The sequence below is a fragment of the Pseudomonas sp. KH_046_2 genome (genome assembly GCF_057838985.1).
Genome location: NZ_CM174480.1, coordinates 5884760 through 5898059, shown reverse-complemented (window position 1 = coordinate 5898059; position 13300 = coordinate 5884760). Strand labels below are relative to the sequence as shown.

Annotated in this window: 10 protein-coding genes; 6 read left to right on the top strand and 4 right to left on the bottom strand. The window is 62.3% G+C overall.

What is annotated here, in order from left to right:
• Positions 1-7 precede the first annotated feature (7 nt).
• From ruvX to gshB, 4 genes are all read right to left on the bottom strand, one after another.
• On the bottom strand, positions 8-445 hold the full coding sequence (gene ruvX, locus AC3IX1_RS26880) for a Holliday junction resolvase RuvX (protein ID WP_056726497.1): 438 nt from the start codon (positions 443-445) through the stop codon (positions 8-10).
• Positions 445-1017 (bottom strand): YqgE/AlgH family protein, encoded by a 573-nt coding sequence (locus AC3IX1_RS26875; protein ID WP_489386416.1) that lies wholly within the window; start codon positions 1015-1017, stop codon positions 445-447. Before AC3IX1_RS26875 ends, ruvX begins: the two co-directional genes overlap by 1 nt.
• A gap of 192 nt (positions 1018-1209) precedes the next feature.
• Positions 1210-2109: an energy transducer TonB gene (locus AC3IX1_RS26870; protein ID WP_489386415.1), complete on the bottom strand. Its 900-nt coding sequence runs from the start codon at positions 2107-2109 to the stop codon at positions 1210-1212.
• A gap of 64 nt (positions 2110-2173) precedes the next feature.
• On the bottom strand, positions 2174-3127 hold the full coding sequence (gene gshB, locus AC3IX1_RS26865; RefSeq protein ID WP_489386414.1) for a glutathione synthase: 954 nt from the start codon (positions 3125-3127) through the stop codon (positions 2174-2176).
• A 235-nt stretch (positions 3128-3362) separates the two neighbouring features.
• Here gshB and pilG point away from each other — a divergent pair, with 235 nt between their 5' ends.
• The 6 genes from pilG (at position 3363) to AC3IX1_RS26835 (ending at position 13264) form a co-directional block, all read left to right on the top strand.
• Positions 3363-3767 carry a twitching motility response regulator PilG gene (gene pilG, locus AC3IX1_RS26860; protein ID WP_489326252.1) on the top strand — a complete coding sequence of 135 codons (405 nt, stop codon included), beginning with the start codon at positions 3363-3365 and terminating at the stop codon, positions 3765-3767.
• Positions 3768-3824: 57 nt separating this feature from the next.
• A complete protein-coding gene (pilH, locus tag AC3IX1_RS26855) occupies positions 3825-4190 on the top strand; it encodes a twitching motility response regulator PilH (protein WP_007897961.1) in 366 nt (121 codons plus the stop codon).
• Positions 4191-4200: 10 nt separating this feature from the next.
• Positions 4201-4740: a chemotaxis protein CheW gene (locus AC3IX1_RS26850; RefSeq protein WP_046039266.1), complete on the top strand. Its 540-nt coding sequence runs from the start codon at positions 4201-4203 to the stop codon at positions 4738-4740.
• A gap of 65 nt (positions 4741-4805) precedes the next feature.
• A complete protein-coding gene (locus tag AC3IX1_RS26845; RefSeq protein ID WP_489386413.1) occupies positions 4806-6866 on the top strand; it encodes a methyl-accepting chemotaxis protein in 2061 nt (686 codons plus the stop codon).
• Positions 6867-6903: 37 nt separating this feature from the next.
• Entirely contained in the window at positions 6904-12810 is a 5907-nt protein-coding gene (locus tag AC3IX1_RS26840) for an Hpt domain-containing protein (RefSeq protein WP_489386412.1), read from the top strand.
• On the top strand, positions 12803-13264 hold the full coding sequence (locus AC3IX1_RS26835; protein ID WP_489386411.1) for a chemotaxis protein CheW: 462 nt from the start codon (positions 12803-12805) through the stop codon (positions 13262-13264). The genes AC3IX1_RS26840 and AC3IX1_RS26835 overlap by 8 nt, the downstream gene beginning before the upstream one ends.
• Positions 13265-13300 lie beyond the last annotated feature (36 nt).

Sequence of the window (13300 nt, the reverse complement as noted above, 5' to 3'; positions counted from 1 at the left end):
CGGCTCTTCAGGATTCAAACAGTGCGGTGTTTTCGTCGAGCCAGCCTTGCAGCAGCAGGGCGGCGGCGATGGCATCGACCGGGTTGTCGCGGTAACTGCCTTTCTGGCCGCCACGAGCCAGGCGTTCGCCCTTGGCCTCGAAGGTGGTCAGGCGTTCATCGTGGGTATAAAAGGGCAGGTTGAAGCGGCCGTTCAGGCGCCGGGCGAATTTTTCTGCGCGGGCGCACATGTCACTGGGTGTGCCGTCCATGTTCAACGGCAGGCCGACCACCACGGCATCGGGTTTCCACTCTTTGATGAGGGCTTCGACCTGGTTCCAGTCGGGAATGCCGTTCTGCGCCTTCAGGGTGCACAGCTCGCGGGCCTGGCCGGTAATCACCTGGCCGACCGCGACGCCGATCTGTTTGGTGCCGTAGTCAAAACCCAGAATCAGCTTCAGGGCCATCAGGCGTGCCCCGCCTGGCTGGTCAACAGACTGAGGTTGACGCCAAGGTGCTTGGCCGCCGCTTCCAGACGCAGTTCGCTGCTGGTGTTGAACAGGATGTCCGCGTCGAACGGGCAGTTCAGCCAGGCGTTCTGCGCCAGTTCGGCTTCAAGCTGCCCGGCTTCCCAACCGGCGTAGCCGAGGGCGATCAGGCTTTTTGCCGGGCCGACGCCGTCAGCGATGGCGAACAGCACGTCCTGGGAGGTCGACAGGGCCAGCTCGTCTTCCAGATCAACGGTCGCCTGGAAGCTCAGACCTTTGGGGTGAAGGACGAAACCGCGATCGGTCTGCACCGGGCCACCGATGAAGATCGGCACATGCTGGCAGAGCGCTGGCGGTTCGATTTCCGGGCGCAATTGCTCAAGGATATCGGCCAGGCTCAGATCCTGCGGACGGTTGACCACCAGCCCCATGGCGCCATTGGCCGTGTGCTCGACGATATAGGTCAAGGTGTGCGCAAAGTTCGGGTCGGCCATGTGCGGCATGGCGATCAGGAATTGATGCTTGAGGTAGCTGGGGCTGACGTTTTTCATGACCGCTAGTGTGGCGTTCGAGGGGCGAACTGACAAGCTGGGGATGCACAGGAAATGCCCCGAATATCAGCAACGACACAGATTAAATGTGGGAGCGAGCCTGCTCGCGATGATGGCGGTACATCCAGCATTTAAGTGTCAGACAGATCGCAATCGCGAGCAGGCTCGCTCCTACAGGGGGTTTGCGGTGAATCAGTTGCTTGAGAGTCGATCACCACGGGCAAACTTCCAGGTGCGGATGATCTCCAGCCGGTCGATATCCGACAAATCCCCGGTAAACGGCGCAAACGGCGCCGCCAGCCGGACGATCCGTTGCGCCGCCTGGTCCAGCAGCGGTTGCCCGGAAGACTCCAGCACCAGCACCTCATACAGCGAACCGTCGCGGTTGATCGACACCATCAGGCGCAAGTTGCCGTAGATCTGTTTGCGCCGCGCTTCGTCGGGGTAGTTGAGGTTGCCGATGCGCTCGACTTTCTTGCGCCATTCGTCCTTGTACCAGGCGCCCTTGTCGCGCATGGTCGAGGCCGCGCTCAAGCGGTGAATGCGCGGGCGCTTGGCGTACAGCTGTTGTTCGGCGGCCAGTTCCGCTTCGAGGCTGGCGATGTCGCTGGACAGTTGCTCACTGTCGAAGGTCGGCGCCTGTACCTGGGGCTTGACCTCGGTCTTGGGCTCCTCGGTCTTGGCGGGGGCTTTTTTCGGCTTCGGCGCCACGGTGGTTACGGCAGCCTTGGGCGGGGCTTCCTGAGTTTCAGGCTTGGCGGCCGGCGGTGGCGTGACCTTTTGTACCTTGTTGTCCTGGAACGGCGCGACCTCGGTGGTTTTGGGAATCGCCTTTTTATCCAGGGTGCCGCTGCCTTGCTGATTCTCCTGGGCCAGGAAATCGGCTTTCTCGGGCTTCTTTTCGCTCTTGAAGGTAGCGAGGGTGATTTCCAGGGTTTTGCTGATCTGCTTGGGCTCGACCACTGAAAATCCGACACCCAACAGCAAGGCCAGGTGGATCAGCGCTGCCAGAAACAGGGTAAAACCGAGGCGATCGACCGGGCGCACGCCACGGTGGGCGAGTTCGGCAGGCAGATCGGACGGGAGGGTCATGACAAGGAAACCAACATCGCGTTTTCACAGGCCGCGCATGATAACGCAATGTTGGTTTGGCTAATCAACGTGCCTTGAGCTTCTGATCGATGGCATCCATCAGCATGCCGCCGATATCGGTGCCAAACGCATTATCGATCTCGCGAATGCAGGTCGGGCTGGTGACGTTGATTTCGGTCAGGTGCTCGCCGATCACGTCCAGACCCACGAACAACAGGCCTTTTTCACGCAGGGTCGGGCCGACTTGCGCGGCGATCCAGCGGTCCTTGTCGGTCAGCGGGCGGGCTTCGCCGCGACCACCGGCAGCGAGGTTGCCACGGGTTTCGCCCTGGGCCGGAATCCGCGCCAGGCAATAATCCACAGGCTCGCCGTCGATCATCAGGATGCGCTTGTCGCCATCGACGATGGCCGGCAGGTAACCCTGGATCATGATTTGCTGCTGACCATGCAGGGTCAGGGTTTCGAGAATCACCGAGAGGTTCGGGTGGCCGGCGGTGTGGCGGAAAATCGAGGAGCCGCCCATGCCGTCCAGCGGCTTGAGAATCACATCGCCATGGTGGTCCGCGAATTCGCGCAGCACGTCAGGGCGACGGCTGACGATGGTCGGCGGCGTGCACTGCGGGAACAGCGTGGCGAACAGCTTCTCGTTGCAGTCCCGCAGGCTTTGCGGCTTGTTGACCACCAGCACGCCGGCGCGCTCGGCCTGCTCCAGCAGATAAGTGGAGTAGACGAATTCCATGTCGAACGGCGGATCCTTACGCATCAGGATCACGTCCAGATCGCTCAGCAATGCATCGCTTTCGGCGCCCAGTTTGAACCATTTTTCCGGGTTGGCGAAAACCTGCAGCGGACGCATCCGGGCCCGGGCCTGGCCTTCGCCCTGATACAGGTCGCGCTGTTCCATGTAGAACAGTTCCCAGCCACGCTTTTGCGCGGCCAGCAGCATGGCCAGCGAGCTATCCTTTTTATAGGAAATGCTGGCGATAGGGTCCATGACAATCCCGACGCGAACGCTCATTGGGTTTTCCTCGAAAATTGGCTACCGGATCGGTATGAAAAAAGTGGCGTCAGAGTGGCGCTGAGTGTGTTCCCGGTCAAGGAAAAACCACCTTGCGGGTCAGCCGATAGATTGGTTTTTGAGACTGTGCTAAAAAGGCTGCCATGTCGTGCTGGCCCTTGAGCATCAAGGGTTTCGAGCCGCGTTAACCGGCAAACGGACAATTTGTTTCGCAAAGGCGACGGTAGAGCATTTTATGGAACGGCACCCCAGCGCCTTGAAGGTCATGGTGATCGACGATTCGAAGACGATCCGTCGCACCGCCGAAACGCTGCTCAAGAACGTGGGTTGTGAGGTCATCACGGCCATCGACGGTTTTGATGCCCTGGCCAAGATTGTCGACAACCACCCCGGCATCATCTTTGTCGACATCATGATGCCGCGCCTGGATGGTTATCAGACCTGCGCCCTGATCAAGAACAACAGCGCGTTCAAGTCCACGCCAGTGATTATGCTGTCGTCCAAGGACGGGCTGTTCGACAAGGCCAAGGGGCGCATCGTCGGCTCCGACCAGTTTTTGACCAAGCCTTTCAGCAAGGAAGAATTGCTTGATGCGATCCAGGCCCATGTTCCTGGCTTCGCCGCCGTTTTGCCGCAGTAGGACACGCACAGTGACGCTCGGCCATCGGGCCCGGCGTCGACCAGAATGGGGAAGACCATGGCACGTATTCTGATCGTCGATGATTCGCCGACCGAAATGTACAAACTGACCGGCATGCTGGAAAAGCACGGTCATGAAGTGTTGAAAGCCGAAAACGGCGCCGACGGCGTGGCCCTGGCCCGCCAGGAAAAGCCCGATGCGGTGCTGATGGACATCGTCATGCCCGGCCTCAACGGCTTCCAGGCGACCCGCCAACTGACCAAGGACCCGGAAACCGGGCACATCCCGGTGATCATCATCACCACCAAGGATCAGGAAACCGACAAGGTCTGGGGCACGCGCCAGGGCGCCAAGGACTACCTGACCAAGCCGGTCGATGAAGACACCCTGATCAAGACCCTGAATAACGTGCTGGCCGGTTGATCGTCAGGCCATGAACGAGTCGCTGACGGCTTTCGAGTTGCTGCTGCAAATCGACCAGCGCTGTCGTCTGCTGGCGGCGGACTTGCCGTCCCAGCCGGCCCGTCGGGACAGCTGGAGCGGCATCGGTTTCCGCCTGGGCGAACACTGGTATGTCGCGCCCATGAGCGAAGTCAGCGAAGTCCTGCACGAGCCGCGCTCCACTCAGCTGCCGGGGGTCAAACCCTGGGTCAAGGGTGTCGCCAACCTGCGCGGGCGTTTGCTGCCGGTCATGGACCTGTGCGGTTTCTTCGGGCACGAGCTTTCGGCGGCGCGCCGGCAGCGGCGGGTGTTGGTGGTGGAACATGAAGAGGTGTTTGCCGGGTTGCTGGTCGATGAAGTCTTCGGCCTCCAGCACTTTGCCCAGGACAGCCTGGAGCCAGTGCCGGCAGACGAGTTGAAGGGGCCGGTGGCGGCGTTCGTCAAAGGCCGGTTTCAGCGTGAGCAGTGCTGGCAAGTGTTCAGCCCGTTTGCGTTGACGCAGTCCCAGGGGTTCATGAACGTCGCGGTGTAAGCGCAACAACAGAGATCCAATGTGGGAGCGGGCAGTCCCGGAAATGGGTTAACAGGCGAGGACCGATGATAAAAGCAAAAGCAGGCAAGCCAATGGAAGGGTCGCGCAGCCGGTCGCAGATTATCGTGCTGTTCATCGCGCTGATCGTCTTCATCATGCTGCTGTTCGCCAATTTCGCGTACTTCAACACCCAGGCTACCTACGACAAGCAGTACATCGGCCACGCCGGCGAACTGCGCGTGCTGTCCCAGCGTATCGCCAAGAACGCCACCGAAGCCGCCGCCGGCAAGGCTGCCGCGTTCAAGTTGCTCAGTGATGCGCGCAACGATTTTGCCCGGCGCTGGGGTTATCTGAAGAAGGGTGACCCGGCCACCGGCTTGCCGCCAGCCCCCACCACTGTGCGTCCAGAGATGCGCGCGGTGCAACAGGACTGGGAGCGCCTGCTGAAAAATACCGATGCGATTCTCTCCAGCGAGCAAACCGTACTGTCGCTGCATCAGGTCGCCGCGACTTTGGCCGAAACCGTGCCGCAATTGCAGGTCGAGTACGAAAAAGTCGTCGAGATCCTGCTGCAACGGGGCGCCCCGGCGGCCCAGGTGGCGATGGCCCAGCGCCAGTCGCTGCTGGCCGAACGGATCCTCGGCGCGGTCAACACGGTGTTGGCCGGCGACGAAAATTCACAGCAGGCCGCCGATGCGTTCGGACGTGACGCGATGCAATTCGGCAAGGTGCTCAACGGCATGCTCCAGGGCGACCCGGCGCTCAAGGTCAGCCAGGTCGAAGACCGCGACGCCCGTGCGCGGCTCGCGGAAATCTCCGAGCTGTTCGAGTTCGTCTCGGGCTCGGTGGACGAGATCCTCGAAACCTCGCCGGAGCTGTTCAAGGTCCGCGAATCGGCCTCGAACATTTTCAGCCTGTCGCAAACCCTGCTCGACGAAGCCTCACACCTGGCCAGCGGTTTTGAAAACATGGTCGGCGGGCGCACCACCGACACCATAGGCGGTTATGTGCTGGGCTTGTTGGCGCTGGCTTCGATCATCCTGATCGGCCTGGTGATGGTGCGCGAAACCAATCGTCAGTTGCGCGAAACCGCCGAGAAAAACGAGCGTAACCAGAACGCCATCATGCGCCTGCTCGACGAGATCGAAGACCTGGCCGACGGCGACCTCACGGTGACGGCCTCGGTGACCGAAGACTTTACCGGCACCATCGCCGACTCGATCAATTACTCCGTCGACCAGTTGCGCGACCTGGTCGCGACCATCAACCTCACCGCCGGCCAGGTCGCCGCCGCCGTGCAGGAGACCCAAGCCACCGCCATGCACCTGGCCCAGGCGTCGGAACATCAGGCCCAGCAGATTTCCGAAGCGTCGATGGCGATCAACGACATGGCCGAGTCCATTGACCAGGTGTCGGCCAACGCGGCTGAATCTTCGGCGGTTGCCGAGCGCTCGGTGGAAATCGCCAACAAGGGCAACGAGGTGGTGCACAACACCATCCACGGCATGGACAACATTCGCGAGCAGATTCAGGACACCGCCAAACGCATCAAGCGCCTGGGTGAGTCATCACAGGAAATCGGCGACATTGTCAGCCTGATCGATGACATTGCCGACCAGACCAACATCCTGGCCCTCAACGCGGCCATCCAGGCGTCCATGGCCGGTGACGCCGGCCGCGGTTTCGCCGTGGTCGCCGATGAAGTGCAGCGCCTGGCCGAGCGCTCGTCCGCCGCCACCCGGCAGATCGAAACCCTGGTGCGGGCGATCCAGACCGACACCAACGAGGCGGTCATCTCTATGGAGCAGACGACGACCGAAGTGGTGCGCGGCGCTCGTCTGGCGCAGGATGCCGGTGTGGCCCTGGAAGAGATCGAAGGCGTGTCCAAGACACTTGCGGCGTTGATCCAGAGCATTTCCAATGCGGCGCAACAGCAGACGTCGTCGGCCGGTCAGATTTCCCTGACGATGAACGTGATCCAGCAGATCACCTCGCAGACGTCGTCGGGTTCCACCGCCACGGCCGACAGCATCGGTAACCTGGCGAAAATGGCCAGTCAGTTGCGTCGTTCGGTGTCCGGTTTCACCTTGCCGGATGCCAAGGCGCAGGTTGTGGACAAAGCTTGAACCGCCCATGGGTATCTGAATTGTGATTGGAGTGGTTATGGGTGATCGGCACGACTATGTGGCCCTCGAATGGGTCAAGGGCGAGATTGCCGAAACGCTGAAACAGGCTCATCACGCGATTGAAAACCTGCTCGATGACCCGCAGGCGACCCAAGCGCTGGATGATTGCCTGGCATGCATCCATCAGGTCCACGGCAGTTTGCAGATGGTCGAGTTCTACGGCGCGGCGTTGCTCGCCGAAGAAATGGAACAACTGGCCATGGCCTTGCAGGGCAACCGCGTCAGCCATCGCGACGAGGCGTTGCACCTGTTGATGCAGGCCCTCGGGCAGCTGCCGATCTACCTCGACCGGGTGCAAGGCGCGCGTCGCGACTTGCCATTGGTGGTGTTGCCACTGATCAACGACCTGCGCAGCGCCCGGGGCGAAAGCCTGCTGTCGGAAACCAGCCTGTTCAGCCCGCAATTGCCCGAGTTGCCAGTGTTGGACGCACAAACGCTGGTGCAACTGGAACCGGCCGAATTGCCCGGTGTGCTGCGCAAGCTGCGGCAGATGTTGCAAATGGCGCTGGTCGGATTTTTGCGTGAACAGGACAACGACACCAACCTCGATTACCTGGCCAAGGTCTTTACCCGCCTCGAAGCACTGTGCGCCAACGCCCCCCTGAGCCCGTTATGGCAGGTGGCATCGGCGCTGGTCGAAGGCATGCAAGGCGGTGCGATCGCCAACAGCCCGGCCTTGCGCAGCCTGTTCAAGGAGGCCGACAAGGAACTCAAACGCCTGCTCGAACAAAGCATGCCCGGCATCAATCAACCGGCCCCGCCGGAGCTGCTCAAGAGTTTGCTGTTCTACATTGCCAAGGCCGAACATCCCACCGGGCAGATGCTGACCATGAAAGAACGCTACTCACTGGACGACGCGCTGCCCGACAGCGCGATGGTCGATGAAGAACGCGCGCGGCTGGCCGGTCCCGACCGGGACGCCATGCGCTCGGTGCTGGCGGCTCTGTGCGAAGAGCTGGTGCGGGTCAAGGAGCGCCTGGACCTGTTCGTGCGCAGTGACCGCCAACACACCTCCGACCTCGACAGCCTGCTGGCGCCGCTGCGGCAAATCGCCGACACCCTGGCGGTGCTGGGTTTCGGCCAGCCGCGCAAGGTGATCATCGATCAATTGGCGGTGGTGCTCAGCCTCGCTCAGGGCCAGCGCGAACCCAACGATGCGATCCTCATGGACGTTGCCGGGGCCTTGCTGTACGTCGAAGCGACGCTGGCCGGCATGGTCGGAACCGTGGAGCCGGAGAGCCAGGACGACAACCGCCTGCCGACCACCGACCTGACGCAGATCCATCAGATCGTGATCAAGGAGGCCCGCATCTGTTTGCTGCAGGCCAAGGACATGATCGTCGACTACATCGACGCCGATTGGGACCGCCAGCATTTGCAGGCGCTGCCGGCCTTGCTGACCCAGGTGCGCGGCGCTCTGGCGATGATTCCCTTGAGTCGGGCTGCGGGCCTGGTGGAAACCTGCAATCACTTTATCCGCGAGCACCTGTTGCTCGAGCCGGGTCAACCGGGCTGGCAGGAACTGGACAGCCTGGCCGACGTGATCACCAGCATCGAGTACTACCTTGAACGCCTCAGCGATGACCCGCAGGCGCAGGGCGAAAACCTGCTCGATGTCGCGGAAAAAAGCCTGGCGAGCCTCGGGTTTTTCCCCAGTGAGCAGCATGTGCCCGTGCTTGATGATGTACTCAACCCGAGCGAAGCGCAGGTCATGCAGATGATGCAGGAGCTGGATGATCCACAGGTCGTCCAGACCCTGGCCGATGTGCTCGCCAGCCCGGTTTCGAGCCTGAACCCGCCCGCGTTGAACACCCCGGGCAGCCTGCTGCCGCCGCCCTCGGGCGAAGAGCCGGTGGACGAAGAACTGCGCGAAGTGTTCCTCGAGGAAACCGACGAAGTCCTGGAAATCCTGCGCGAGTACTTGCCGCGCTGGTCGGTCAACCCTGACAACCGCTCGGCCCTGGGTGAACTGCGCCGCGCCTTTCATACCCTCAAGGGCAGTGGCCGCATGGTGCGTGCCCTGGTGCTGGGGGAGCTGGCCTGGGCCGTGGAAAACCTGCTCAACCGCGTCCTGGAAAACAGCGTGGAGCCGGGCGCTACGGTGCAGCAACTGATCGGCGATGTGCTGCATCTGCTGCCGGAGCTGGTGGCCGAATACGCCGCCAATGCCCAGCGTCAGCGCAACGATGTCGATCAGTTGGCAGCCCGTGCCCATGCCCTGGCCAAGGGCGATGAGCCGGTGTCCGATGAGGATACGCAAGATGTCGCCGCCCTCGACCCGTTGTTGCTGGAGATCTTCCGCAAAGAGGCCGAAACCCATTTGGGCAGCCTCAATCGCTTCCTCGATCAGGCCGCCGAACATGTACCGTTGCAGGCCAGCGACGAATTGCAGCGCGCCCTGCATACCCTCAAGGGCAGCGCTTATATGGCCGGTGTGTTGCCGATTGCCGAGTTGGCCGCGCCGCTGGATCAACTGGCCCGGGAATACAAGGCGCACCTGATCGCGCTGGATCTGGACGAAGTTGAACTGCTGCTGGAGGCAGAAGGACTGTTCCGCCTCGGCTTACGCCAGCTCAAACGCGATCCGCTAGCGGAAATTCCCGGCGCCCAGGGTTTGACCGAGCGAGCCAAGGCGTTGCTGGCCGAGCGACTGGAAAACCTCCTGAGCACACCGAACACCGGGCTGCGGATCAAGCGCGATCCGCAGCTGATCAACAACTTCCTCGCCCAGGGCATGGACATCCTGCTGGACGCCGAAAGCCTGTTGCAGCGTTGGCAGCAACACCCCGGCGAACGCCAGGAACTCAGCGCCCTGCTGGACGAATTGACCACCCTCGGCGAAGGCGCCCATCTGGCCGACCTGCACCCGGTGGATGAATTGTGCGAAGCGTTGCTCGACCTGTACGGCGCCGTGGAAGAAAGCAGCCTGGCGGTCAGCGAGCGGTTTTTCCATGAAGCACAGGGTGCCCATGAAGCGCTGATCAACATGCTCGATGAACTGGCCGCCGGTCAGGAAGTCAGCCCGCAGCCGCAACGGATCAGGGCCTTGCGCGAACTGCTCGACGAGAGCCTCGACCCGTCGGCCATGGGCCTGATCCGCAGCGATGGCAGCCGGAGCCTGAGCATCCGTGAACTGGGGACGGCCACCGCGGAGCTTGAGCAGCGTGCGACGGCGCCAGGGCTGGACGATGAAATCGTTGCGATCTTCCTTGAGGAAGCGGTGGATATCCTAGAAAGCGCCGGTCAGGCCTTGCAGCGCTGGTTGCGCGACTCTGACAACGCCGCGCCGCTGTCGTCCCTGCAACGGGATTTATACACTCTCGAAGGTGGCGCGCGCATGGCCGAGATCGGGCCGGTCGGCGATCTGGCCCATGAACTGGAAAGCCTTTACCAGGGCTTGGTGGACCGTCGTTATGCCTTCAGCGATTCACTGGCGGTGCTGCTCAAACAGAGCCATGAGCGACTGGCGTTGTACCTCGAACAGTTGCAGCTCAACCAGCCACTGGACGATTCCCGGGAGCTGATCGAAGCCATTCGTGCCTACCGTCAAGGGCATGCGGGTATCGCCGAGGCACCCCGACAGGCGACCGACAACGATTCGGTTGCGCACGATCCGGAATTGCTGGAGATCTTCCTCGAGGAAGGTTTCGACATCATCGAAAGCTCCGGGGCGGCGCTGGCGCGCTGGCAGGCCCAGCCTTCGAATCGTCAGGAAGTGGAAACCCTGCTGCGCGACCTGCACACCCTCAAGGGCGGCGCGCGCATGGTGGAAATCGCCGCGATTGGCGATCTGGCCCATGAACTGGAGTTCCTCTACGAAGGCCTGTCCACCGGTGTGCTGCAACCGACGGAGCCGTTGTTCGCGCTGTTGCAGCGCAGCCATGACCGCCTGGCGCAGATGCTCGATGCGGCCCGCGCCGGTGAGCCGATGCCACCGGCCGACCGTTTGATCGATGCGATCAAGAACTTCAGCCACCCGGCCGTGCCTGAAGCGCCCGCACCCGTTGCGACACCGGCCACGCCCAAGGTCGAGCCGCTGGCGCCGCCGTCCGAAGCCGGCGCGGACATGGTCAAGGTCTCGGCGGAGCTGCTCGACGATCTGGTCAACCTGGCCGGTGAAACCTCGATCTTCCGTGGCCGGATCGAACAGCAGGTCAACGATGCGCACATCGCCCTGAATGAGATGGAGACCACCATCGAGCGGATGCGCGACCAGTTGCGCCGCCTCGACACCGAAACCCAGGGACGGATCCTCAGCCGCCAGCAAGTCGACGCCGAACGCCTGGGCTACGAGGAATTCGACCCGCTGGAAATGGATCGCCACTCACAGTTGCAGCAACTGTCCCGGGCGCTGTTCGAATCGGCCTCAGACTTGCTCGACCTCAAGGAAACCCTCGAGCGACGAAATCAGGACACGGAAAACCTGTTGCAACAGCAGGGCCGCATCAACACCGAATTGCAGGAAGGCCTGATGCGCACGCGCATGGTGCCGTTCGAACGCATGCTCCCGCGTTTGCAGCGCATCGTCCGGCAGGTGTCCAGCGAACTGGGCAAGGACGTGGATTTCATCGTCGATAACGCCGAAGGCGAGATGGACCGCAACGTTCTTGAACGCATGGCCGCGCCGCTGGAACACATGCTGCGCAACGCCGTCGACCATGGCCTGGAGTCTGTCGACGTGCGGCTGGCGGCAGGGAAACCGGCCAAGGGCAAGATCACCCTCGATCTGCTGCGCGAAGGCGGCGACATCATTTTCGACATCCGCGACGACGGCGCCGGTGTGCCGCTGGACGCGGTGCGGCGCAAGGCGATCAAGCGCGGGCTGCTCGCCCCGGACAGCGTCATCAGTGATCACGACGTGTTGCAGTTCATCCTGCAGCCGGGGTTTTCCACTGCCGAAAAAATCACCCAGATCTCCGGGCGCGGCGTCGGCATGGACGTGGTGCACGAAGAGGTGCGGCAACTGGGCGGCACCATGAGCATCGACTCGGTGCCCGGGCAGGGCGTGCATTTCCGCATTCGCCTGCCGTTTACCGTATCGGTCAACCGGGCGTTGATGGTGCAGTGCGGTGAGGACCAATACGCGATCCCGCTCAATACCATCGACGGCATCGTGCGCGTCCTGCCCAATGAACTCGAAGGGTATTTCCGTTTCGATTCGCCGACCTACGAATACGCCGGACAGCGTTACGAGCTGTGCTACCTGGGTGAGCTGCTGAAAACCAGCCCGCGCCCGAAGCTGTTGGGCCAGAGCCTGCCATTGCCGGTGTTGCTGGTGCAGTGCAACGAGCGGCACATCGCGGTGCTGGTGGACGCCATGGCCGGCACTCGCGAAATCGTGGTCAAGAGCCTGGGGCCGCAGTTTGCGGCGGTGCAAGGGGTGTCCGGGGCGACGATTCTCGGAGACGGCCGGGTGGTGCTGATTCTGGATTTGCTGGCGCCGATCCGCGCCATGCAGGCCCGTGTACCCCAGCGTCCGGCCGGGCAAGAGATCGAGGCCGAACCGCATCGGCCGCTGCTGGTGATGGTGGTCGACGACTCGGTCACCGTGCGCAAGGTCACCAGCCGCTTGCTCGAACGCCATGGCATGAACGTGCTGACCGCCAAGGACGGAGTCGATGCCATGCTGCTGCTGGAGGAGCACATGCCCGACCTGATGCTGCTGGACATCGAGATGCCGCGCATGGATGGCTTCGAAGTCGCGACCCAGGTGCGCAACGACGAACGCCTGCAACACCTGCCGATCATCATGATCACCTCCCGTACCGGGCAGAAACACCGCGACCGCGCCATGGCCATCGGCGTCAACGACTACCTGGGCAAGCCGTACCAGGAATCGGTGCTGCTCGAAAGCATCGCCTTGTGGAGCAAGACCCATGCTTGAACACCGCACCAGCAACCTCACCGGCCTGCTGCTGCCGTTGGCCGACCGCAACCTGCTCCTGCCGAACGTCGCCGTTGCCGAGCTGATCGATTACCAGCAGCCGGGGACCTTCGACCTCGACACACCGCCGTGGTACCTGGGCCTGGTGGCGTGGCGCGACCGACAGATTCCGCTGCTGAGTTTCGAGTCGGCATGCGCGCAGAAAATCGTCATCGGCGAACGCGCGCGGATCGTCATTCTCAACGCCCTGGGCGGGCGCCCCGAGCTGAAGTTCATCGCGCTGTTGGTGCAGGGGATTCCGCGCTCCTGCAAGCTCGACAGCCAGTTGAGTTATGTGGATGTGCCGTTGTGTTCGCTGGAGCAGGCAGCGGTGCAGGTGGGCGAGCAGGTGGCCAAGGTGCCGGATCTGTTGGCGCTGGAGGACTTGTTGGTGGATGCCGGATTGGCCATCTGATCGCGGTCTTGGGTTGCCTGCACCGGTCTCTTCGCG

Bases quoted from the DNA above. Each gene is read 5' to 3' on its own strand.
- ruvX (WP_056726497.1), bottom strand. From the start codon at position 445: ATGGCCCTGAAGCTGATTCTGGGTTTTGACTACGGCACCAAACAGATC.
- AC3IX1_RS26875 (WP_489386416.1), bottom strand. From the start codon at position 1,017: ATGAAAAACGTCAGCCCCAGCTACCTCAAGCATCAATTCCTGATCGCC.
- AC3IX1_RS26870 (WP_489386415.1), bottom strand. From the start codon at position 2,109: ATGACCCTCCCGTCCGATCTGCCTGCCGAACTCGCCCACCGTGGCGTG.
- gshB (WP_489386414.1), bottom strand. From the start codon at position 3,127: ATGAGCGTTCGCGTCGGGATTGTCATGGACCCTATCGCCAGCATTTCC.
- pilG (WP_489326252.1), top strand. From the start codon at position 3,363: ATGGAACGGCACCCCAGCGCCTTGAAGGTCATGGTGATCGACGATTCG.
- pilH (WP_007897961.1), top strand. From the start codon at position 3,825: ATGGCACGTATTCTGATCGTCGATGATTCGCCGACCGAAATGTACAAA.
- AC3IX1_RS26850 (WP_046039266.1), top strand. From the start codon at position 4,201: ATGAACGAGTCGCTGACGGCTTTCGAGTTGCTGCTGCAAATCGACCAG.
- AC3IX1_RS26845 (WP_489386413.1), top strand. From the start codon at position 4,806: ATGATAAAAGCAAAAGCAGGCAAGCCAATGGAAGGGTCGCGCAGCCGG.
- AC3IX1_RS26840 (WP_489386412.1), top strand. From the start codon at position 6,904: ATGGGTGATCGGCACGACTATGTGGCCCTCGAATGGGTCAAGGGCGAG.
- AC3IX1_RS26835 (WP_489386411.1), top strand. From the start codon at position 12,803: ATGCTTGAACACCGCACCAGCAACCTCACCGGCCTGCTGCTGCCGTTG.